Origin of the sequence: Streptomyces avidinii (assembly GCF_014650695.1) — a bacterium.
Lineage (GTDB): Bacteria > Actinomycetota > Actinomycetes > Streptomycetales > Streptomycetaceae > Streptomyces > Streptomyces avidinii.
The window spans coordinates 788,264-810,444 of sequence record NZ_BMVL01000002.1 but is presented as its reverse complement, the minus strand read 5'-3'; the positions used below and the strand labels follow the sequence as shown (position 1 = coordinate 810,444).

Here is a 22,181-nt window from a genome sequence, read left to right as displayed (position 1 = left end):
TCGCGCCGGCCGGAGCCGGTCCCCCTGCCGTCAGGCCTGCGCGGTGGGACGTACGACGATGTCGCCCACGTCGACACCGTCCGGCTGCTCGATGGCGAAGGCGATGGCGCGGGCCACCGCGTCCGGCGACAGGGCGGTCTCCATCATCCGGTCGATCCGCTCCCGGGCCTCCGGGTCCATGCGCTCCGTGAAGTCCGTACGGACGGCGCCGGGCGATACGACGGTCACGCGCAGGCTGTCCCCGGCCTCCTGTCGCAGGCCCTCGGAGATCGTGCGCACGGCGTTCTTGGTGCCCGCGTACACCGACTGGAGCGGTACGACGCGCAGTCCGGCGGTGGACACGGTGTTCACGAAGTGGCCGGCCCCCTGCTCCCGGAAGACGGGGAGGGCCGCCGCGATCCCGTAGAGGACGCCCTTCAGGTTGACGTCGATCATCTCCTCCCAGTCGTCGACGCGCAGGTCGTCGAGCGGGGAGATCAGCCCGACGCCGGCGTTGCTGACGAGCACGTCGAGCCTGCCGTAGCGCTGCCGTGCCAGGTCGACGAGGCCCGCCAGGTCGGTGCGCCGCGTCACGTCCGTACGGATCCAGGCGGCCTGACCGCCGGCCTGCTCGATCCGGGCGGCCAGAGCCTCCAGGCGTTCCGTGCGGCGTGCGCCGAGGACCACCTTCGCGCCCCGCTCGGCGAGCAGGAGGGCGGTGGCCTCGCCGATGCCGCTGCCCGCGCCGGTGACGGCCACGATTTTGCCTTCGATTCCCGACATGGCGGGAGTCCCTTCGGAAGAGGACGGGCAGGCCGATGCATGCCCTAGAGTGAAAGTGGAGGCGCCGCCACTTCAACTCAGACTAAGCGGAGGCTCCTCCACTTAACAAGCGGGGCAAGTCGGAAGGAGGGGAGAGCTGTTGATGGCCGCAGAGGCAGAACGCCCGCTGAGGGCCGACGCGCAGCGCAACCGGGACAAGATCCTGGCTGCCGCGGTGCGCGTGTTCACCGAACAGGGCCTGGAGGCGCACTTCGAGCGCATCGCCAAGGAGGCCGGTGTGGGCACGGGCACCCTCTACCGCAACTTCCCCACCCGGGAGGCCCTGATCGAGGCGGCCTACCGCAACGAGGTCGCCCGCCTGTGCGACGCCGTCCCCACCCTCCTGGAGACCATGCCGCCGGACCGGGCCCTGCACGCCTGGACGCGCCGCTTCATCGACTACGCCACGGCCAAGATGGGCATGGCCGACGCGATGCGGGCCGTTCTCGTGGCGGGAACCAACCCCTATGCCGACAGCCGCCGGTTGATCCAGGACGCCCTCACCTCTCTGATGGAGGCCTGTACCGCCGCAAACGCGATCAGGTCCGACATCACCTCGACCGACATGTTCGCCGCCCTCGCCGGCATCGCCCTCACCTCGGCCGGCCCCGAACAACGCGCCCAGGCCGAACGCCTCCTCGACCTCACCCTGGACGGCCTCCGAGCCCGACGGGAGTAACCCGGTTGCGGTTGCCCCGGTCGCCTCGACGAAGATGCCCGTATGAGCAGAGAGACCGACGAGGTGGGCGCAGCGATCGCGGGTGAGTTGCGTCTGATGGACCCCGGCGTGCGCATGTCGCAGTCGCTGGTCCGGCAACTCCTCGACCCGCACTTCGTAGAGGTGGGCGCCTCGGGCCGGCGGTGGACGTATGAGGAAATGCTCGCAGTGCTGCCCGATATGGACGGTTCGGCGGAAGGCGGCCCGCGCTATGAGCCCTCGGAGATGACCGGTGTCCTGCTGGCACCCGGGCTGGTGCACCTCACCTACGAAACCGTGATCGACGGACATCGGGCACGGCGGAGTTCGCTCTGGCGCCGGCAGGGTGCGGGAGCCGAGTGGCAGATGTACTACCACCAGGCCACCCCCTGTCCGAGGCCGTAGGCGGGGCCCTCCGAGGCCGACCGGCGTCGGCCGACGTCGGGCCGGTGGCGGGTTCAGCGCCGGCGGGCTCGGCCGGCGCGGTGGGCCGCGCGGTCGCGCCAGTGGCAGAACGTCGCCGCCGGGTCGGTCCAGTACTTCCACGGGAGCGCGTTCACGTAGCCGTCGACCAGACGGAACTGCTCCAGGGCCGCGTCGTACCGCTTCTGGCGGGTCAGGAAGTAGGCGAGCAGGTGGCGTACTTCGGCCGTGTTCGGATGGTTCGAGGGCGCCGCGGCGACGTCGGCCAGAGCGGCATCGACCAGGGCCACCAGGTGGGGTGACCGGAAGGCGGCGGAACGCGCGTCCGTGTCACGGTGTTCGTACCAGGCGATCAGGGGCAGCGCGGTGAGCAGGCTGCCGAGCGGTGCGTCGGCCGCTGCCCGCTGGGCGAAGGACACGGCGCGCTCCTCCGAGCCGCGCCACTTCGCGCACCAGTACTGGAGCGCCGCGTAGTGCGCGTCGTAGTGGTGCGGGTCGCGGGTGGTGATCTCCTTCCAGATCCGTTGCATGCCCTCCTCGTCGTAGCCGAGGCCGAGCCCCGCCCATATCTCGTTCACGTAGGGCGTGGGGTCCTCCGGGTTCAACTCGGCCGCGCGTGCGTTCTCCTGCGGCACCCGGGCCAGGGTGGCGTGGAATCCGGCGAACTGCTCGGCGCTGGTGTTCTTCGCCCAGCCGCCGCCACGCCGGTGCCAGGCCAGGTTGACCATCGCCTTCGCCCGCACCAGCGCGAGGTCGGCGTCGTCCGGCCCGGCCGCGGCCTCCCACGCGTGCAGCCAGCTGTCGGGGCGCGCGGCTCGGTGGGAGCCGAGGGTGGCGGCGTAGGAGGAGCGGCGTGCCCAGTCGGCGCGTTCCCTGGTCCCGGCCATCAACCGGGCGGCCGGCTCCCAACTGCCCCGGGCGGCTGCGGCAGCCGCCCGCTCCAGCTCGGGGTCGGGCGCCGCCCGGCCGGTGTGCTGCCTGGACTGCGGAAGAAGCCCCGACCTACGGGCGGCACGGGACGACGTCCCGCCCGGCTCATCGACGGTGGTGCGGCGGTAGAAGAGGACCGCCACGGCGACGACGATCCCCTTCGGTCGTCGCCTTCCGTAGCAGAGACCGAACGGACCTGCCGGATGTGACAACCGCGCCGACCCGGCAGGATCCTGAAGCGTTCGAGCGGCCTGCGGATCAGGCCCGGCGTCAGACGAGCGTGTCCGCCAGCAGCTTCGCGGTGCGGGCGATCAGCGTGTTGTCGCGCGGCGCCGTCGGTTCGGGCCGGGTCGACATGATGGCCAGGACCACCGGAGGGCGTTCCGGCGGCCAGGCGATGCCCACGTTGTTGTTCGTCCCGTACGACCCGGCGCCCGTCTTGTCCGCGACGGCCCAGTCCTTCGGCAGGCCGGCCCGCAGGCGGTCGCCACTGGTGGTGTTGGACAGCAGCCACCGGTTCAGCTGTTCCCGGTCCCCGGAGTCCAGCGCGTCGCCGAGCGCGAGCCGTGCGTACGTCCGTCCGATCGCGCGAGGGCTGCTGGTGTCCGTCACCCGCGACGGCTCCGCCGAGTTCAGCTCGGGCTCCCACCGGTCGAGGCGGGTGGTGCGGTCGCCCAGCGAGCGGCAGAAGCGGGTGACCGCGGTGGGGCCGCCCAGCTCGCGCAGCAGCAGATTGCCGGCCGCGTTGTCGCTCTGGGCGATGGCGGCGGAGCAGAGTTCCGCCACGGTCAGGCCGCCCGCGATGTTCTCGGGCCGTTCCGTGATCGATCCGCCGCCCGCGTCGGTGACGTCCTGGAGCGTGTAGTGGATGCGCTTCGCGAGGTGGGCGCCGTCGTGGTCGAGGTCCCGGAGCACGGCGGCCGCGGCGACCGTCTTGAACAGGGAGCACATGGGGAACAGTTCGTCGGCCCGGTGGACCACGGTGCGTCCGGTGGCCGTGTCCCGTGCGTACACCCCCAGCCGCGCCCCGTACTCACGTTCCAGTTCGCGCAGTCGCGCCACGACCTCTCCCTCGCCGTGCCGGGACGCGGCACGGGCCGCCCCCACCGGCAGGGCGGCGGCCAGCGCCGCCCCCGCTCCCACGGTCAGCAGTGCGCGGCGGGACGGTGATGCGCCCTGGGTCTTCACGTCAGGTTCTCCTCTTCCTGGCCGGCCATGTGCGACCGAAGACGCAAACGTGATCATTTCGGTTCCCCGGCAGAGTAATCGTCCGCGCACCCCGAGGCGCACACTCCCTACCTCGCGAGCAGGTGCAAGTGGCCCGAGGGGCCGTTCGCCGCACCGCTTTTCGGCCGTGTTCGTGAGCAAGGCCGAATATCGTCCATAACCCCGGCAAACCACCTGCCGGACAAGATCACCGCATCGAGGTAACGCCAACGGTTTTCAGGCTCAAGTGGGCGTACCGGCCGTTACTGTTCCCACGGATCTGGACGGATTCCCGGATATTCGCCCCTCTTTTTCCTCGTTCTCCGGTGACGCGCGCACGCGCCGATCACCACCCTTACGAAGGAGAGCTCGACCGATGACCGTTGACACCAGCCCGGAAGCGCAGCTGGAGCCGCCGCGGCAGTCCAGCCTGAGCACGGCGGCCGCCCGCAACCTTGCCAGTACGACCAAGTCCGCCCCGCAGATGCAGGAGATCACCTCCCGCTGGCTGGTGCGGATGCTCCCCTGGGTGGAGACCAAGGGCGGCACCTACCGGGTCAACCGCCGACTGACGTACACCGTGGGCGACGGGACCATCGAGTTCGTCCAGGACGGCGCGAACGTCCGCGTGATCCCGCGCGAACTCGGAGAACTGGCCCTGCTGCGCGGCTTCGAGGACGACGAGGTGCTGACCGCTCTCGCCGGCCGTTGCGTCCAGCGCGACTTCCGCGCCGGTGAAGTGATCGTCGAGCGCGGTACCCCCGCCGACCAGATCCATCTGATCGCCCACGGCCGGATCAGCCAGACCTCCGTCGGCAAGTACGGTGACGACGTCGCCGTCGCCGTGCTCGCGGACGGCGACCGGTTCGGCGAGAACGCCCTGCTGGACGCCGACGCCACCTGGGACTACACGGCCACCGCCGAGACCCCCGGCATCCTGCTCACCCTCTCCCGCGGCGACTTCGCCTCCGTGCTCGCCGCGGCGCCGCAACTCCAGGCCCACATCGACCGGTTCAGCATGCTCCCGCAGCAGCGCCAGAACCGGCACGGCGAGGCCGAGATCGCGATGTCCGCCGGCCACACCGGTGAGGCGGACCTGCCCGGCGCCTTCGTCGACTACGAACTCAAGCCGCGCGAGTACGAGCTCTCCATCGCACAGACCGTGCTGCGCATTCACACGAGGGTCGCCGACCTCTACAACGGGCCGCACAACCAGACCGAGGAGCAGCTCAGGCTGACCATCGAGGCGCTGCGCGAGCGCCAGGAGCACGAGCTGATCAACAACCGGGACTTCGGTCTGCTCCACAACGCCGCCTTCAAGCAGCGGATCCAGACCCACTCGGGCCCGCCCACCCCGGACGACCTCGACGAGCTCCTCTGCCGCCGCCGCGGCTCCAAGTTCTTCCTCGCCCACCCCAGGACGATCGCCGCGATCGGGCGCGAGTTCAACGCCCGCGGGCTCTACCCGGACCACGTCGACGTCGGCGGGCAGCAGGTCCCGGCCTGGCGCGGGGTCCCGATCCTGCCCTGCAACAAGATCCCGATCAGCAAGGAGAACACCAGCTCGGTGCTCGTCATGCGAACGGGCGAGGACAACCAGGGCGTCATCGGTCTGCGTCAGACCGGAATCCCGGAGGAGTACGAGCCGGGTCTGTCGGTCCGTTTCATGGGGATCAGCGAACAGGCGATCATCTCCTACCTGGTCACCACCTACTTCTCCGCCGCCATCCTGGTGCCCGACGCGCTCGGTGTGCTGGAGAACGTGCAGATCGCCCGCAGGCGGGACTAAGAGGACCAGCCCGACGGCCACGACAGCCAGGACCCGGCCTGTCCTGGCCCGCCGAGCATGCCCGGGATCCGGGACAACCCACTTACGTCACCTAGGAGTTACGGATGCCCGATCCTGGGCCTTCCCCCCTGCAGTCGAGTCTTCCTGCCGCGGCGGCCTCCTTCGGGGCCCACATCCTCGCCAACGCCCTGGCCGCCGGTGTCGAACCCGCCGCCGGCGCCGGGCCCGTCGAGCCCTCGCCACCGTCCCCGCCCGCCCTGCCCACGGGGCCGCCCGTACTGACGCCCGCAATCGCGCACGCACCCGTACCGGTCCCCGTACCCGTACCCGACGGGAGTGCGGCCGCTGTGGACGCACCGCAGCCGAGCGCCGCCGCCCTGGAACGGATCCTGCGCGGGCCCAGCGGACTGGGGACGGAGAGCCTGCACTGGGCCCGTAGCGAGGCCGCGGCCGCCGCGGGCTCCGCGCCGGCCGGGCCCGACGCGTCGGGCCCGGCCGCGGGCCGTCCGATCCCCGGCCTCTACCACCACCCGGTGCCGGACCCCGATCCGGTACGGGTGGAGGAGCTCAGCCGCAGGATCAAGGCCTGGGCGCTGGACGAGGTCTCCTTGTACCCGGAGGACTGGGAGGACCAGTTCGACGGCTTCTCCGTCGGGCGCTACATGGTCGCCTGCCACCCGGACGCCCCCAGCATCGACCACCTGATGCTCGCCACCCGGCTGATGGTCGCCGAGAACGCGGTCGACGACTGCTACTGCGAGGACCACGGCGGGTCGCCCATCGGCCTCGGCGGGCGCCTGCTGCTGGCCCACACAGCCCTCGACCCGCTGCACACGACGAAGGAGTACGCGCCGCAGTGGGAGGCGTCGCTGCTCTCGGACGCCCCCAGGCGTGCCTACCGCTCCGCCATGGAGTACTTCGTCCAGGCGAGCACCCCCTCCCAGGCCGACCGGTACCGGCACGACATGGCCCGACTGCACATGGGCTACCTGGCCGAAGGGGCCTGGGCGCAGACGGAGTACGTCCCGGAGGTGTGGGAGTACCTGGCGATGCGGCAGTTCAACAACTTCCGCCCCTGTCCCACCATCACCGACACGGTCGGCGGCTACGAACTGCCGGCGGACCTCCACGCGCAGCCCGCCATGCAGCGGGTCATCGCGCTCGCCGGCAACGCCACCACCATCGTCAACGACCTGTATTCGTACACCAAGGAACTGGCCGGCCCCGGAAGGCATTTGAACCTTCCCGTGGTGATCGCCGAGCGCGAGAAGTGCTCCGACCAGGACGCCTACCTGAAGGCGGTGGAGGTCCACAACGACCTCATGCGCGACTTCGAGGCCGCGGCCGCCGAGCTGGCCCTCGCCTGCCCCGTCCCGAGCGTGCAGCGCTTCCTGCGGGGGGTGGCCGTATGGGTCGACGGCAACCACTACTGGCACCAGACCAACACCTATCGCTACAGCCTGCCCGATTTCTGGTAAAGATGGGAATTGTCCATGACTAGCACCGATCTCACCACCGCTGCCGGTACCTCCTCCGTGTTCATCCCCGGCCCGGCGACCCCCTACCAGGGGGATATCGCCCGTTACTGGGACCACGAAGCCAGGCCCGTGAACCTCCGCCTCGGCGACGTCGACGGCCTTTACCACCACCACTACGGCATCGGCGACATCGACCACGCCGCTCTCGGCGACACCGCCGACAGCGCCTATGAGAAGAAGCTGATCGCCGAGCTCCACCGCCTGGAGTCGGCGCAGGCCGAACTGCTCCTTCAGCACCTCGGCCACATCGAGCGCGACGACACCCTCGTCGACGCCGGCTGCGGCCGCGGCGGTTCGATGGTCATGGCCCACCAGCGCTTCGGGTGCAAGGTGGAGGGTGTGACCCTGTCGGCCAAGCAGGCCGACTTCGCCAACCGGCGCGCCGAGGAACTCGGCATCGGGGACCACGTCCGGGCCCGCGTCTGCAACATGCTCAGCACGCCCTTCGAGACCGGGCAGGCCGCGGGCTCCTGGAACAACGAGTCGAGCATGTACGTCGACCTGCAGGACCTGTTCGCCGAGCACTCCCGAGTCCTCGCGGTCGGCGGCCGTTACGTGACCATCACCGGCTGCTGGAACCCGCGGTACGGCCAGCCCTCGAAGTGGGTCTCCCAGATCAACGCGCACTTCGAGTGCAACATCCACTCCCGCCGCGAGTACCTGCGCGCGATGGCCGACAACCGTCTCGTACCGCAGGCCGTCATCGACCTGACCCCCGAGACCCTGCCGTACTGGGAGCTGCGGGCCACGTCCTCCCTGGTGACCGGCATCGAGGAGGCGTTCATCGAGTCCTACAAGGACGGCTCCTTCCAGTACGTCCTGATCGCGGCCGACCGCGTCTGAGCGGACGCCCACCGAACTCCGGCCGAAGGGGCCGGGGCCGTCGCCCGACGGTCCCGGCCCCTTCGGGGTGTCCGGGCGCCCGGCCCCGATCAGTCCACGAGCACCCCGGGGTTGAGGATGCCCCGCGGATCGAGCGCCCCCTTCGCGGCCCGCAGGGCGAGTGCGAAGGGCTCGGGGCGCTGGCGGTCGTAGCCCGGGCGGTGGTCCCGGCCGACCGCGTGGTGGTGGGTGATGGTGGCCCGGTGGCGGTGCAGCACCTCACTCGCGACGGCTTTGAGTTCGTCCCAGACGGCCACCTCGTCACCGGCCCGGCCGGCCGCGAGGACGGTGAAGTAGGGCGCCGCACCATCCGGATACACGTGCGTCAGACGGCAGTTGACGGTCGCGGGATGTCCGGTTGCCTTGACCGCCGCCGCACCGACCTCCCTGCGTACCTCGTCGATCAGCCCGGGGATCCGGTCCCAGGTGGCCGCCGTCTCGAAGGTCTCCACCACCGCGCCCATCCTGGCCAGACCGTCGCGGAGGTAGGGCATCCGCAGGAAGGCCGAGCGCCACGCGCTCACGGCCCCCTCGCCGTCCGGGGCCCCGTCCCGGTCGCCGACGGCTCCGTCCGCTCCGCCGTACCGGCCGCCGTGCGAGCGGGCCAGCGCGACGGCCCGTTCGAGCCGGGCGGCCACCGGTTCGTCGGCCGACTCGAACCCGAGCACCAGTACGGAGCTGCCGTCGTGCGCCGCACCCGAGAGCGCGGCTTCACCGGAGTCCAGCAGACGGCAGTTGGCGGGGGAGAGGTCGGACTGCGCAAGGGCGCGCACCGCCCGGAGCGCGCCCTGGAAGTCCGCGAAGGCGACCGCGGCGGAGGCCTTGTGGCGCGGGCGTTCCTGCAGCCGGACCCAGGCTTCGGTGATGACGCCGAGGGCTCCTTCGGAGCCCAGGAACAGGCGGTCGGGGGAGGGGCCGGCCCCGGAGGCGGGCAGCCGCCACGAGCTGCTGGTGCCGGCCGGGGTGACGACGCGCAGCGACTGTACGAAGTCGTCGATGTGGGTCCGGCCGGTGGCGTAGTGACCGCCGGCCCGGGTGGCGAGCCAGCCGCCGAGGGTGGAGAACTCGAAGCTCTGCGGGAAGTGCCGCAGGGTGAGGCCGTGCGGTCGCAGCTGGTCCTCCAGGCTCGGCCCGAGGGTGCCGGCCTGGATGCGGGCCGCCCGGCCCTCGGTGTCGACCTCCAGGACGCGGCCCATGGCCGTCAGGTCGAGGGACATCACGGCCCGGTGGGCGTCGCCGCGGTACTCGACGCCCCCGGTGACCGAGGACCCGCCGCCGTACGGGACGACGGCGACCTGCCGTTCACCGGCCCAGTCCAGCAGATCGGCCACGTCCCGGTCGTCCGTGGGGCGGGCGACGAGGTCGGGGACACGGCCGGGGCGGCCGCGCAGGGCGCGCGCCACGTCCCGGTACGCCTTGCCCATGGAGTGGGCGGCGCGGTCCTCGCGATCGGTGCTCACCAGGTGGGCGAGGCTGGGCGGGGGTTCGACGGCGGGACCGGCGATCTCCAGGTCGCTCACGCGGGGCACGGGGAGCGGGCGGCCGAGGGTGCCGGGGAGCAGGGCGCCCATCGCGGTGCATTCCGCGTCGTCGGGATGGGCGTCCGTCCAGCCCCAGCCCCACCAGGAGCGGGTGCGGGACGTGGGCTGCGAGGTGGTGCCGGCCATGGCGGCGCTCCAGGGGTCGAGGTAATTTACCTAGCGGTAAATTACCTACTGATAATATTGGCCCATGGCAACCCCTTCCTCGAAAGCCGGCACCAAGGGAGTCCCGCGGGAGCGCCGTCGCCGGCAGATGCTGGAGGCGGCCACGGAGGAGTTCGGCAGGCATGGCTACGCCGCCGCCTCGCTCCCCGCGATCGCCGCACGCGTGGGCGTCACCAAAACGCTGCTGCACCAGTACCTCGGCAGCAAGGAGGACCTGTACGTCGCCTGCCTGGTCCCGGTGGGGGACCGGCTGCTGGGCGCCGTCCGCGAGGCGATGGGTGAGGGCGGGACCGCGCCGCACACGCCGCTGCGCGTCCTCCACGGCATCTTCACCGCGCTGGAGGGCCGGCGGGAGGCGTGGTTCGTGCTCTACGACACCACCCTGCCGCCCGGTGGTGAGGCGGCCCGCAGGGCCTCGGAGTACTGGGCAGCCATCGACCGGCTGGCCGCGGGCGGCACGGCGGAACTGCTGAGCGCGGCCGGCTCCACCGATCCGCTGGACGCGGACGCGCTCAAGTACGTCTGGCGGGACCTGGTCGCCACCCTCGTCCGCTGGTGGGTCAAGCACCCGGAGCAGACGCCGGAGGCCATGACGCAGCGCTGCGCCCGTCTCTTCGCGGCAGCCGCCACCCTCACCCCCGAGGGTCGATCCGCCTGACGGGGGCCCGTGGCGGGCGGACGGGGTCTACCGGGTGCGCTCCTGCTCGGCCTGGGCGGCCTTCGCGGCCTTGAGCTTGCGCCACACGGTGCCCAGCGCCTCCAGGTCCTGCTCGTCGAGGAGCTCGGTGAAGACCGGGGCGAGGGCCTCCCGCCGAGTGGTGTCGGCCTCGGCGAACACCGTACGTCCCGCCTCCGTGAGCGAGACCTCCACCGATCGTGCGTCGCGCGCCGAGGGTGTGCGGGTGACCAGGCCGCGGGTCTGCAGGGCGTCCACGACGCGGGAGACCTGGCTGCGGCTGAGCAGGGTGCTGTTGCCGAGGACGGAAGCGGGCACCGGCTCGGGGCTGGAGGCCAGCCACAGCATGACCTCGAACCAGGACACGGGAAGGTCGTGGGCCTTCACCAGGGCCCGGTCGACGCGATCGGTCATCACGGTGCCGGCCCACACCAGCCCGTAGAAGGCGTAGTCGGCCGTCGGCATCTCGGCTTCGGTGAGCTTCTTCGGCATGTCGGCAGTCTAGAGCTTGCGTGCGCACGCACATAATTTTATGGTGTGTGTGCACGCACATAAATCACCCGTAGTGAAAGGCCCCGTCATGTCGACCCTCCCCGCCACCCCCGGCACCTCCACCCGCACCGTCCTGATCACCGGCACCTCCTCCGGCATCGGCCTGGCCGCCGCGATCGCCGCCGCCCGGGCCGGCTGGAGGACGGTCGCCACCCTGCGTGACACCGGCCGCGCCGACGCCCTGCGCAAGGCCGCCGTCGACGCGGGCGTCGCACTCGACATCCGGCAGCTCGACGTCGTCGACGAGGCCTCCGTCGCCGCCGCCGTGGAAGGCGTGATCGCCGACTACGGCCGACTGGACGCCGTCGTGAACAACGCCGGCGCCGGGCACGTGGGCACCCTGGAGCTCGAAACCGTCGCCGACGTCCGTGAGGTCATGGAGGTCAACTTCTTCGGCGTGCTGAACGTCTCCAAGGCCGCCCTGCCGCACCTGCGGGCCACCGGCGGCCGTCTGATCACGGTCACCAGCGTCGGCGGCGTCGTGGGCCAGCCCTTCAATGAGGCCTACTGCGCCGCCAAGTTCGCCGTCGAGGGGTACATGGAGAGCCTGGCCCCCGTCGCGGGTGCCGTCGGGGTGGGCGTCACCGTGATCGAGCCGGGCGCCGTGGCGACCGAGTTCGTGAACAACATCGACCTCGACCTCGAAGCCCGCATCGCCGCGGCCGGTCCCTACTCCGACGCGCTGCGCCACTACGTCGAGCGCACGGTCGGCCAGTTCCTGAACGGTGCGCAGACCCCGGCCGGCGCGGCCGAGTCCGTCATGGAGGCGCTGACGGCCGAGCGGCCCGCGTTCCGCATCCAGACCTCCGAGTGGGCCCGTGATTTCACCGGGAACAAGCTGGTCGACCAGGACGGCTCGGCGGTCGTGGGCATGACCGCGACCTGGGTCGCCTGAGGGGGCCGCCCCGCCGACCTGTGCCGCGTGCGGAACCGGGTCATCATGGCCGGAGGCGGACGAGTTCCCCGTGCGGCCCCGGACCGGGACCGCACGGCGGGCCCGGGTCCGCCCGAGCCGGGAGGTGACTCGTACGCATGGACGAATCGCGCAAGGCCTGGACCATGATCGGCGCCGTCGTCGCCGTCATCCTCCTCGACCTCATGGCCATCATCCTGATGAACGTCCTCTGGTGATGACCGTGTGACGCCCCGCCGCCGCTCCCGGTTGCGCCCGGGGCGGCGGCGGCGTTCGCCCGTACGCCTGCCCGAGCTGCTCGCTCATATCTGACATTCTGTCAATTTCCCTTGCGTACAAGGTATTTCCGGCCTTCGGTCGCGCAAGGGACCAAGTCTGCCCGGCCTCTTGCCGCGCCACACCGGTTCGCGAATGATGCTCCCGGCGTGTCGGTCGACGGCGTTCCGTCGCGATGCGTCCGCCACCCCTCGCACCCGGTCGGCCAGGAGGCCCGTTTTGCGGACGAACCGTCACATACGGAGATCATTAGTGGTTCTCGGCGCCGCCCTCACGGTGGTCGTCGCCGTCCCCCAGGTGGCCTTCGCGGCGCCGCCCCCGGCGCTCCCCGGCAAGGCCGAAGCCATCGAGCTGACCTACCAGCCGGCCTACGACTACGACACCGACGGCTGCTATCCGACACCCGCCATAGGGCCGACCGGAGTGCTGAACGGCGGACTCAAGCCCACCGGTGCCCTCAACGGCAACTGCCGGGACGCCTCGGACCTCGCCAACACCAACGGCTACTCCCGCTGGACCTGCAACAACGGCTGGTGCGCCGTCGTCTACGCGCTGTACTTCGAGAAGGACCAGGCCCTGCCCGGCATCGAGCTCGGCGGCCACCGCCACGACTGGGAGCACGTGGTCGTGTGGATCCAGGGCAACGAGGCCAAGTACGTGGCGACCTCCGCCCACGGGGACTTCAACATCCACTCGCGCGACCAGATCCGCTGGGACGGCAACCACCCCAAGATCGTCTACCACAAGGACGGCATCGGCACGCACTGCTTCCGCGCGGCGAACACGAATGACGAGCCGCCCGAGAACCACCGCGGCACCTGGCAGTTCCCCACGCTCGTCGGGTGGTCGGGCTATCCGGCGACCCTGCGGGACAAGCTGACCCAGGCCGATTTCGGCAGCGCGCACTTCGGCCTGAAGGACGGCTCCTTCGCCTCCCACCTGGCGGAGGCCAAGCCGGCGGGCATCCCCTTCGACCCCTACCTGTAACAGCAGCCACGACCCGGCCCCGGCCCCGCACCGCGCGGGGCCGGGGCCCGGTCTGCCGTGCCGTCAGCCGGCCCAGATCCTGCGGTACGCCTCGCGGTAACCGGACGGGTCCCAGGACGTGGCGCCGTCGCTGTTCTCGGAGGTGGCGATGTGCACGGGGGCCACGTAACCGCTGGCGGGCTGCCCGGCGAAGGCGCGGTTGAACTCGTCGATGATCTGCCAGCCCTGCTGGTTGAGCGGCTCGGGAACGGTGGCGGCCTGGAACTGCTTGCTGTTGATCCGCTGGAAGGCGGAGGGGTCGCCGTCCCCCGCGCCGATGTTGAAGGGCGGCCCCGCACCCGGTTCGCCGGCCGCCCGCAGGGCCGGGGCCGCGTCGGCGAAGTAGAGGTCGTTGATGGCGACCGAGTACGTCCACTCGTCCTGGAAGCGCGAGAGCAGCGAGGAGACCGCCTGCGGGGTGCGGCTCGCGGCGTCCGGGATGGGGATGTTCTCGTACGAGAGCAGCCGTACGCCGGGGCAGGTGGCGAGCTCCTTGCGAATGAGCTCCGACTTGTTCCGGGCGAACGGGATCGAGTCGTCGGTGAAGAGGACGACACCGGCTCCGCCCTTCGACCGGGCGATGATCCAGTCCGCGCTGATCCTCGCCACGTCCTCCACCTTCGTGGTGACGTTGGTGAACAGCCTGGGGTGCTCGCTCGGGCCGGGGGAGCCCACCGCGTGCCAGCCGATGACCGGAATCCGCGCCGCCTCGGCCCGGGCCATCTGCTGCGAGGTCAGCTGGGGATCGAAGCCGCCGATGACGATGCCCGAGGGCGCCAGGGTGATGGCCTGGCTGAGCGCCGCCTGGATCCCGGCGGGGGTGCCGTCCCCGTCGATCACCCGGACCCGCCAGCCGATGGCCTTTGCGGCCTCCTGGATGCCCTTCGCGACGCCCGCGACGCCGGGGTTGGTCATGGTCTGCGCGACGTAGACGATCGACTTGCCGGGCACCGCCGCGGGGCCGGTGGTCGGGCCGTGCCAGGAGGTGTCGGCCTTCTCGGCCTGCGCCACGGCCGCGCCGGCGGCGGCGAGGACGCCGGGGCAGCCCGCCTTCGGGGGCGCGGCGCCGGTGGACGGGCCGCCGCCCCCGCAGCCGGCGACGAGGGCGGCGGCCGCGGTCAGCAGGGCGGCGGTCCGGAGGATGGTCCTGCGGTGCGGGTCCTTGGGGTACACGGTGCTCCTGACGCGGTGCGCGTACGGACTTTTCTAGGGGGTGCGCAGCCGGCGGCGGGCGGAGTAGCCGGCCAGGCCGACGGCGATGAGCAGGGTGGCGCCGTTGAACAGTGGTGTGGCCCAGAAGTCGGCGCCGAGCTGGCCGATGCCGGCCAGACCGATGGCGAGGACGGCGACGGCCACGACGGTGCCGAGGGCGTTGACGCGGCCGGGTTTGATCGTGGTGGACCCGAGGAGGGCGCCGACGAAGGCGGGCAGCAGGTAGTCCAGCCCCACGCTCGGGTTGCCGGTCTGCTGCTGGGCGGCGAGGAGGACCCCGGCGAGGCCGGTGACCAGGCCCGATCCGGCGAAGGCGTAGACGGAGTACCGGTGGCTGGGGATGCCGATGATGTCGGCGGTGCGCCGGCTGGAGCCGATGACGTACAGGTAGCGGCCGAGCGGCAGCCGCTCCAGGACCACCCAGAGCCCGGCCGCCAGGGCGATGACGTAGTAGGCGGGGAGGGGCAGGCCGAGGAACCGGGAGTCGTAGAGGCCGGTGAAGGAGGCGGGCAGGCCGTCCGGGCCGGGGACGATCCGGGAACCGTCGGTGATCCAGCCGGTGGCGGCGTACATCATGCTGCCGGTGCCGAGCGTGGCGATGAAGGAGTCGATCCGCACGTACTCGACGATGACGCCGTTGAGGACGCCGACCAGTGCCCCGCCGAGTACGACGGTGAGGCAGGCCGCCGGCCAGGGCCAGCCCGTGTTGACGATCAGCTGGAGCACCATCACGTGGGCCAGGCCCAGGCCGTAGCCCATGGACAGGTCGAACTTGCCGGTGGCGATGGGGATCGTCGCGCCGAGCGCGAGGATGGCGGGGATGGACTGGTTGGAGAGGATCGAGGAGACGTTGTCCCGGGTGGGGAACGTGTCCGGAAGGACGACGGAGAAGACCAGGAACAGCAGGACGGCGAGGATCAGCAGGCCGTAGGTGCCGATGTGGTGGCCACGCAGGTGGTCCAGTAGGGACCGCGGTGAAGACGAGGGCGAGGGCGGAGGCGGGGGCGAGGTCGTCATCGGTCCGTCGTGGTCCCGGTGATCGCGGGCATCGCCGAGGCGGTGCGGGTGAGTTCGGCAACGGTGAGGGACGCACCGCTCAGCTCGGCGCTCACGCTCCCGCGGACGAACACCAGCGCGCGATGGCACACGTCCGCGACCTCCTCGAAGTCGGTGGAGATGAGCAGGACGCCCAGGCCGGAGCCGAGCGCGTCGTCGAGCAGCCGGTGGATGGTGGCCTTGGCACCGACGTCCACCCCGGCGGTCGGCTCCTCGAGGACGATCAGGCGCAGGTGCCCCCGGAGCCACCGGCCCACCATCACCTTCTGCTGGTTCCCGCCGGACAGGGTGGCGATCGGCACCTCGCTCCTGCGGGGGTGGACCGAGAACCGGTCGATGAGGGCGAGGGCCTCGGCGCGCTCACGACGGGGGTTGATCCAGTGCGCGGTCGGCGTGCCGGACGCCCGGGGGTTCGCCAGGAAGTTCTCCCGCACGGTCAGTTCGGCGGCGCAGCCCTCCTCCTGACGGTTGGCCGCCACGAAGCCGACACCGGCGTCGAGAGCGGCGTGGACCGAACGCGGGTGATACGGGCGCCCGTCCAACAGCACCCGCCCTTCCAGGATCGGCCGGGCGCCGGCCAGGGCGCGGCCCAGCTCCATGTGCCCGGCGCCGGTCAGGCCCACCATGCCGAGGATCTCACCGGCCCGCAGGTCCAGGCCGACCCGCCCGGTGGACGCGGTCCGCACCCCGTCGAGGCGCAGCAGGGGCGTGCCGGCGACGGGTGGTGCGCCGGGCACCCGGCCGACCGGTGCGGGCCCGGCGGGTACGTGGCCCACGATCGCCCGCACCAGACGTTCCGGGCTGTGACCGGCGAGCGGACCCCGGTCGACCAGCCGGCCGTCGCGCAGCACGGCAAAGGTGTCGGCGACCTCGTACACCTCGTCGAGCCGGTGGCTGACGTAGAGGATGCCGTGCCCGCGGTCGCGCAGGGCGTGCAGGACGTCGAAGAGCCGCGCGCAGTCGGCGGCGGGGAGGGTGGCGGTCGGCTCGTCGAGCACGATGAGCCCGGCCCGGGTGGCGAGGGCGCGGGCGATGGCGACGAGCGAGCGTTCGGCGGGTCCGAGGCCGGAGATCCGGGCGTCGGGGTCCAGATGGCCGGCGACGATGCGAAGGGCCTCGTCGCAGCGCTGCCGGGTCCGCCGCCAGGAGATCAGTCCGCTGCGGCGGGGGTAGCCGGTGCCCAGGGCGATGTTCTCGGCCACCGTCATCCACGGGACGAGACCGAGGTCCTGGTGGATGAAGGACATGCTCCGGGTCGCGGCGTGGCTGCCGAGCGGGTGCCCGGCCACCGTGACCTGGCCCTCGTCGGCGTGGTGGACCCCGGCGAGCACTTTGATGAGGGTGGACTTCCCGGCCCCGTTGGGGCCGAGCAGGGCGAGGACACTGCCGCGGTGGATGTCGAGGTCGACCGAGGCCAGCGCGAGCGTGCCGCCGAACCGCTTGCTCAGGCCGCGCATCCGGACGAGTGGTGCGGCACCGGAGCGCGGGGGTGGGCCCGCCCAGGTGTCGGGAGCGTCATGCACAGACTTCTCCGGGGGTCGGCCTCCGAGTTCTTCCCGACGGTACGGGGCACTCTACGGGGACCTGACGGTCCGTCCCCGGCATGGCGCCGCACCCTGTGACCCCAATGGCGCAGCGGCCGGGGATCATGCCGCCGCCAGGGAGCACTCGGCCCAGATGACCTTGCCGTCGGCGGTGTAGCGGGTGCCCCACGCCTGGGCGAGCTGCGCGACGAGGAACAGGCCGCGCCCGCCCTCGTCGGTGGTGGCCGACTGCCGCATGCGCGGGGCGCTGCTGCTGGCGTCGTGCACCTCGCAGATCAGATTGCGGTCGTGGATGAGGCGGACCCGGATGGGCGCCGTCCCGTACCGGACCGCGTTCGTGACCAGCTCGCTGAGCAGCAGTTCCGTGGCGAAGGCGGACTCCTCCAGCCCCCACCGGCTCAACTGGCTGACGCAGGCCCCGCGGATCTCGGAGACGAGGGCCGGATCCGCGGCCATGTCCCAGGTGGCGATCCGGTCCGCGGGCAGGGCGTTGGTGCGGGCGACGAGGAGTGCGATGTCGTCGGCGGGGTGCTCCGGCGCCACGGCGTCGATAACCGCCCGGCAGGTCTCCTCGGGGGCGCGGTCCGGGTGGGCCAGGGCCCGGTTCAGGGCATCGAGGGCCACGTCGATGTCGCGATGGCGGTCCTCGATCAGCCCGTCGGTGTAGAGGACGAGCTGGCTGTGCTCGGGCAGCCGGATCTCGACCGACTCGAAGGGCAGACCGCCGAGGCCGAGCGGGGGACCGGCGGGCAGGTCCAGCAGGGACACGCTGCCGTCGGGCCGGACCAGTGCGGGCGGAGGGTGGCCGGCGCGCGCCATGGTGCACTGCTGGGAGGTGGGGTCGTAGACGGCGTACAGGCAGGTGGCGCCGACGATGCCGGTGCTGGCGGAGTCGGGGCCGTCGCCGCCCTCCTCCCGGTCGAGGCGCACCATCAGGTTGTCGAGATGGGTCAGGAGCTCGTCGGGGGCGAGTTCGAGCTCGGCGAAGTTGCGGGCGGCGGTGCGCAGTCGGCCCATGGTTGCGGCGGCGTGCAGCCCATGGCCGACGACGTCGCCGACGAGGAGGGCGACCCGGGTGCCGGACAGCGGGATGACGTCGAACCAGTCGCCGCCCACTCCCGACTCGGCGGGCAGATAGCGGTGGGCCACTTCGACGGCGCTCTGCTCGGGGAGGCCGCGCGGGAGCAGGCTGCGCTGCAGGGACAGGGCGAGGGTGTGTTCGCGGGTGTAGCGGCGGGCGTTGTCGATGCAGAGGGAGGCGCGGGCGGCGAGCTCCTGGGCCAGCGAGCGGTCGTCGTCGCCGTACGGGGCGGGGTCCTGCGATCGGTAGAAGCTCGCCACGCCCAGGATGGCGCCGCGGGCGAGCAGGGGGACGGTGATGAGGGAGTGGATGTTGTGCGCGAGCAGCAGCTCGGCGTGGTCGGGATCCTGAGCGAGCCAGCCGAAGGCGGCCTTGAGATCCGGTTCCAGCACCGGCTGCCGGGTGGCGATGCAGCGCATGTGGGGCGTGGTGGGCCGCAGGCTGACCTGCTCGCCCACCGGATAGAAGGGGCAGTCCTCGCGGATGCCGTGGACCACCGTTCGGTGCATCTCGGTGGTGGGGTGGGGGGACTCCTCGCCCCGCAGCACGGCCTCGGGCAGGTCGATGGTGACGAAATCGGCCAGTCTCGGGACGGCCGTCTCGGCGAGCTCCCATGCGGTACGGCTCACGTCCAGGGTGGTGCCGATACAGTTGCTGGCCTCGGCCAGCAGCTCCAGTCGGCGCCGCGCCGCGACCGCGTACTTGCCCACTTCGGGCTCGCCCACCAGCACCAGCCCCCTGACCCCGCCGCGGGCGCCCTGATCACCGGCCGGCGCGGGGGCGGCGCGGGTACGGAGTCCGGGCGGCGTGGCGGGCGGCGCGGCGGCCGGGTGGTGGGTCGGCGCGGGGGCGTGCCGTTCCGCGTCCTCGGGGAGCAGCGCCTCGACCACGACGCCCTCCACCCCGGAGGCGCTCGTCACGGGGCGGCTGACGAGCGTGACCCACCTGCCGCGGGACAGGGGCACCTCGGCGACGGCCCGGCGGTCCGCGGACATCAGTTCGGTGGCCCTCTCCTTGAGGGTCGTCTGATCGCTCTGCTCCAGCTCGCTCTGGAGGAACTCGGCCATGCCGACGGGGTGCCCGTCGAAGCCGTACCCGCTGGTCCGGGCCAGGCTCGCGGCGTCGAGGTAGGCCTGCAGTAGACCGCGCTCGCGCGCCGAACTCTGGTCCATCAGCCGCCGTTCGATGGCTTCGGCCGCCTTGCGCACCACGGGGATCAGTGCCGGGTCCGCCTCGGTGTACGGATACCCGAGGCACAGGACGCCCTCGATGTGCCCGCTGAGCTGGTCGCGCAGGGGGATCGCGGTGCAGGCGCTCGCCTGGGACCGCTCGGCGAAGTGCTCGGCGCCGTAGACCTGGCACAGGCGTCGCTCCGCGAGGGTGAGGCCGATGCCGTTCGTCCCGGCGAACTGCTCGGCGAAGACGAACCCGGGGACGATCTGGATCGGAGGGAGCTGTCCGACCATGGACTTCTCGCCGAAGCGGCGCGCGAGCACCACGCCGTGACCGTCGGCGAGGGAGATGTTGGTCCGGCTGCCCGCGAAGATGACCTGAAGGCGGTCGAGCACCGGCCCGGCGGCGCGCAGCAGTGCGGCGTCCGGGTCGACGTCCTCCTTGAAGGGGAGCTCGGACTGGTCCGGCGACAGTCCCAGCAGGCGGCTGCGCTGCCAGGAGCTCAGGATCGGACTCCGCACGCTCCCCTCGACTGATTCACCCTGCAGGAATCGGTCACGGGAACGCACGGGGCCGATGCGGTCTCCGACGACCCCCATGTGCATCACTTCCCCTCGCCGGAGCACCCTCGGTCGCCAGATTGAGTATATTCCTCACATTTCGGCGATGAGCGGGTGAGCAGGAGGGAACCCGGCCGGCGGGCCCGGCCGTCACAGGACCGCGACGGGATTGACGGGCGAGCCCGTGCCGCCGGGAACGTTCAGCGGTGCCACGACGAGCAGGAACGCGTACCGGCCCGCTTCGGCGCAGACCGCGGACAGCGGTTCGAGGTCGAGGTTGTCCAGCAGCGGCACTCCCATCGCCGTCACCGCGAGGGTGTGGACGGGGGAGTGCACCCCCTCGACCGGCGAAGGCCGCACGTCGCTGTCCCCGTCGCCGCCGAGCAGCGCGACGGCGCGCTCGGCCAGCAGCGGCAGGGCGTCCACGTGCCAGCCCGCACTCGCCTCGTCGGGGCTCCAGGGTCCCCGTTCCCGGCGCCGGCGCAAGGCCCCGGAACGCAGCAGCACCGCGTCCCCGTCCCCCACCGTCACACCGAGCGCCTCCTCTGCGGCGAGCAGGTCCCATGCGTGCACCGCACGGCCCGGTTCGAGCCATTCGACGCCGAGGACGGCGGGCAGGTCGATCAGTACGCCCCGGGTGACCAGGGGGCCGAGCGCCGACACGGAGCCGAACCGGGCCCCTGCCGCACCGACCGTCTCACGCGCCGCCCGACCGTCGTACAGTTGCCCTCCGTAGGCCACGTGTGACAGCGCGTCGAGATGGGTCACTGCCTTGCCGTGGTAGTCCGCGCCGAGGAAGTCCTTGTGCACGGACGGTTCCGCAGCCTCCACGTCGCCGAGGTCGGACATGAAATGCAGCGCCGGTCTGGCGTTGTCCGGGCCGGGGCGGGTGTCCCAGGGCCGCGCCATCGGTACGGTCGTCCCCGAGCGCACCGTGGCGGTGGCCCTGCGGACATGGTCCGCCGTCACCCGGTTCCAGGCGCCCCGGTCGGCCGCGGCCCACCGGCCCCACGTACGGACCGACTCGAACAGCGCGTCGAACTCCCGGCGGGAGACGGCGGGCCCGTTGCCGGGAGCGCCGGTGGCGTGGATGCCCATGGGGCCAGTGTCCGGCCGATCGCGTCTCCGCGCTGGCCGGTAGGCGATCACCCGGACCTGGAGCGCCGGACGCTCGCGCTAGTGTGCGTCCGTGAGCTTTCAAGTCGTCATAGGATTTGGACCCGCGGGCGCCGCCACTGCCCGGCTCCTCGCCGAACAGGGCCATACCGTAAAGGTCATCACCAGATCGGGCCGAAGCCCGGAACCCGGAATCGAACACGTCGCGCTGGACGCGACGGACGCGGAGCGGCTGACGGCGGTCGTCCAGGGCGCGGCCGCCCTGCACGGCTGCGCCGCACCGCCCTACCACCGCTGGACGAGCGAATGGCCGCCGCTGGCAGCATCGCTCTGCGCCGCGGCGGAGGCGACCGGGGCAGTACTGGTCATGCTCGGCAACCTCTACGGCTACGGCCCGGTGGACGGCCCGCTGACCGAGGAGCTGCCGCTCGCCGCGACCGGTCCCAAGGGCCAGGTGCGCGCCGCGGTCTGGGAGCAGGCCCGGAGCCTGCACGCGCAGGGCCGGATCCGAGCCGTCGAGGTGCGCGCCTCGGACTTCTTCGGACCCGGCGTCACCGACGGCGGCCACCTGGCCGGCCGGGTCCTGCCGCCGCTGCTGCGCGGCAAGCAGGTCACCACGCTGGGGGATCCGGACGCGCCGCACAGCTGGACGTACCTTCCCGATGTGGCCCGGACGCTGGCCGAGGCCGCGGGCGACGAGCGGGCCTGGGGGCGGGCCTGGCACGTACCGACGCAAGGAGCGCTGTCCGTCAGGGAGATGGTCGACCGGCTGGCCGCCGAGGCGGGAACGGGACCGGTCGCCGTGCGCAGGCTCCCGTCGGGCGTGGTCGGCGTGGCCGCCCTCTTCTCTCCGCTGATCCGCGAACTGAAGGAAGTCCGCTACCAGTTCGACCGACCGTTCGTCGTCGATTCGAGTGCCTACGAGACTGCCTTCGCGGCGCGGCCCACCCCCGTCGACGAACAGGTCGAGGCGACCGTGGACTGGTGGCGCGAGCGACTGACGACCGACGCATGACCTTGGGCG

Annotated in this window: 19 protein-coding genes; 9 read left to right on the top strand and 10 right to left on the bottom strand. The window is 71.9% G+C overall.

Annotated elements, in window-relative coordinates; translation table 11 throughout:
* Positions 1-30: 30 nt before the first annotated feature.
* On the bottom strand, positions 31-762 hold the full coding sequence (locus tag IE257_RS08055) for an SDR family oxidoreductase (RefSeq protein ID WP_189966073.1): 732 nt from the start codon (positions 760-762) through the stop codon (positions 31-33).
* Between the two features lie 142 nt (positions 763-904).
* Between IE257_RS08055 and IE257_RS08050 the strand changes: the two genes are divergently transcribed.
* Together IE257_RS08050 and IE257_RS08045 are read left to right on the top strand one after the other, a co-directional pair.
* Positions 905-1,480 carry a TetR/AcrR family transcriptional regulator gene (locus tag IE257_RS08050; protein ID WP_189966071.1) on the top strand — a complete coding sequence of 192 codons (576 nt, stop codon included), beginning with the start codon at positions 905-907 and terminating at the stop codon, positions 1,478-1,480.
* 42 nt (positions 1,481-1,522) lie between these two features.
* Positions 1,523-1,903 (top strand): nuclear transport factor 2 family protein, encoded by a 381-nt coding sequence (locus IE257_RS08045; RefSeq protein WP_189966069.1) that lies wholly within the window; start codon positions 1,523-1,525, stop codon positions 1,901-1,903.
* A 53-nt stretch (positions 1,904-1,956) separates the two neighbouring features.
* Here the strand turns inward: IE257_RS08045 and IE257_RS08040 are convergent, their stop codons facing one another.
* Together IE257_RS08040 and bla are read right to left on the bottom strand one after the other, a co-directional pair.
* A complete protein-coding gene (locus IE257_RS08040) occupies positions 1,957-2,994 on the bottom strand; it encodes a hypothetical protein (RefSeq protein WP_189966067.1) in 1,038 nt (345 codons plus the stop codon).
* 127 nt (positions 2,995-3,121) lie between these two features.
* Positions 3,122-4,039 (bottom strand): class A beta-lactamase, encoded by a 918-nt coding sequence (gene bla / locus IE257_RS08035; RefSeq protein WP_229920188.1) that lies wholly within the window; start codon positions 4,037-4,039, stop codon positions 3,122-3,124.
* Between the two features lie 394 nt (positions 4,040-4,433).
* On the opposite strand from bla, the gene IE257_RS08030 reads away from it, so the two are divergent.
* The 3 genes from IE257_RS08030 to IE257_RS08020 all read left to right on the top strand — a co-directional run bounded on the left by IE257_RS08030 (position 4,434) and on the right by IE257_RS08020 (position 8,227).
* Positions 4,434-5,846 (top strand): family 2B encapsulin nanocompartment shell protein, encoded by a 1,413-nt coding sequence (locus IE257_RS08030; protein WP_189966063.1) that lies wholly within the window; start codon positions 4,434-4,436, stop codon positions 5,844-5,846.
* A gap of 104 nt (positions 5,847-5,950) precedes the next feature.
* On the top strand, positions 5,951-7,324 hold the full coding sequence (locus IE257_RS08025) for a family 2 encapsulin nanocompartment cargo protein terpene cyclase (RefSeq protein WP_189966061.1): 1,374 nt from the start codon (positions 5,951-5,953) through the stop codon (positions 7,322-7,324).
* Positions 7,325-7,339: 15 nt separating this feature from the next.
* On the top strand, positions 7,340-8,227 hold the full coding sequence (locus IE257_RS08020; protein ID WP_189966059.1) for a geranyl diphosphate 2-C-methyltransferase: 888 nt from the start codon (positions 7,340-7,342) through the stop codon (positions 8,225-8,227).
* 89 nt (positions 8,228-8,316) lie between these two features.
* Here IE257_RS08020 and IE257_RS08015 read toward each other — a convergent pair whose 3' ends face one another.
* Positions 8,317-9,933, bottom strand: coding sequence for an FAD-binding oxidoreductase (locus IE257_RS08015; RefSeq protein WP_189966057.1), 1,617 nt, complete (start codon positions 9,931-9,933; stop codon positions 8,317-8,319).
* A gap of 64 nt (positions 9,934-9,997) precedes the next feature.
* Here IE257_RS08015 and IE257_RS08010 point away from each other — a divergent pair, with 64 nt between their 5' ends.
* Entirely contained in the window at positions 9,998-10,630 is a 633-nt protein-coding gene (locus tag IE257_RS08010; RefSeq protein ID WP_189966055.1) for a TetR/AcrR family transcriptional regulator, read from the top strand.
* A 27-nt stretch (positions 10,631-10,657) separates the two neighbouring features.
* Here IE257_RS08010 and IE257_RS08005 read toward each other — a convergent pair whose 3' ends face one another.
* Complete coding sequence (locus IE257_RS08005; protein ID WP_189966053.1) at positions 10,658-11,140, bottom strand: MarR family winged helix-turn-helix transcriptional regulator; 483 nt, start codon at positions 11,138-11,140, stop codon at positions 10,658-10,660.
* A gap of 88 nt (positions 11,141-11,228) precedes the next feature.
* Between IE257_RS08005 and IE257_RS08000 the strand changes: the two genes are divergently transcribed.
* Together IE257_RS08000 and IE257_RS07995 are read left to right on the top strand one after the other, a co-directional pair.
* Positions 11,229-12,095 carry an SDR family oxidoreductase gene (locus IE257_RS08000; protein WP_189966051.1) on the top strand — a complete coding sequence of 289 codons (867 nt, stop codon included), beginning with the start codon at positions 11,229-11,231 and terminating at the stop codon, positions 12,093-12,095.
* Between the two features lie 513 nt (positions 12,096-12,608).
* Positions 12,609-13,376, top strand: coding sequence for an NPP1 family protein (locus IE257_RS07995; protein ID WP_229920187.1), 768 nt, complete (start codon positions 12,609-12,611; stop codon positions 13,374-13,376).
* A 63-nt stretch (positions 13,377-13,439) separates the two neighbouring features.
* Here the strand turns inward: IE257_RS07995 and IE257_RS07990 are convergent, their stop codons facing one another.
* From IE257_RS07990 to IE257_RS07970, 5 genes are all read right to left on the bottom strand, one after another.
* Positions 13,440-14,588, bottom strand: a complete 1,149-nt coding sequence (locus IE257_RS07990) for a substrate-binding domain-containing protein (RefSeq protein ID WP_189966049.1) — start codon at positions 14,586-14,588, stop codon at positions 13,440-13,442.
* A 33-nt stretch (positions 14,589-14,621) separates the two neighbouring features.
* Positions 14,622-15,644: an ABC transporter permease gene (locus IE257_RS07985; RefSeq protein ID WP_189966047.1), complete on the bottom strand. Its 1,023-nt coding sequence runs from the start codon at positions 15,642-15,644 to the stop codon at positions 14,622-14,624.
* Positions 15,641-17,206, bottom strand: coding sequence for a sugar ABC transporter ATP-binding protein (locus IE257_RS07980; RefSeq protein ID WP_189966044.1), 1,566 nt, complete (start codon positions 17,204-17,206; stop codon positions 15,641-15,643). The genes IE257_RS07985 and IE257_RS07980 overlap by 4 nt, the downstream gene beginning before the upstream one ends.
* A 123-nt stretch (positions 17,207-17,329) precedes the next feature.
* Positions 17,330-20,080, bottom strand: a complete 2,751-nt coding sequence (locus IE257_RS07975) for a SpoIIE family protein phosphatase (RefSeq protein ID WP_189966042.1) — start codon at positions 20,078-20,080, stop codon at positions 17,330-17,332.
* A gap of 111 nt (positions 20,081-20,191) precedes the next feature.
* Entirely contained in the window at positions 20,192-21,139 is a 948-nt protein-coding gene (locus IE257_RS07970; protein ID WP_189966040.1) for a cyclase family protein, read from the bottom strand.
* A 91-nt stretch (positions 21,140-21,230) separates the two neighbouring features.
* Between IE257_RS07970 and IE257_RS07965 the strand changes: the two genes are divergently transcribed.
* Positions 21,231-22,172, top strand: a complete 942-nt coding sequence (locus tag IE257_RS07965; RefSeq protein WP_189966038.1) for an NAD-dependent epimerase/dehydratase family protein — start codon at positions 21,231-21,233, stop codon at positions 22,170-22,172.
* Positions 22,173-22,181 lie beyond the last annotated feature (9 nt).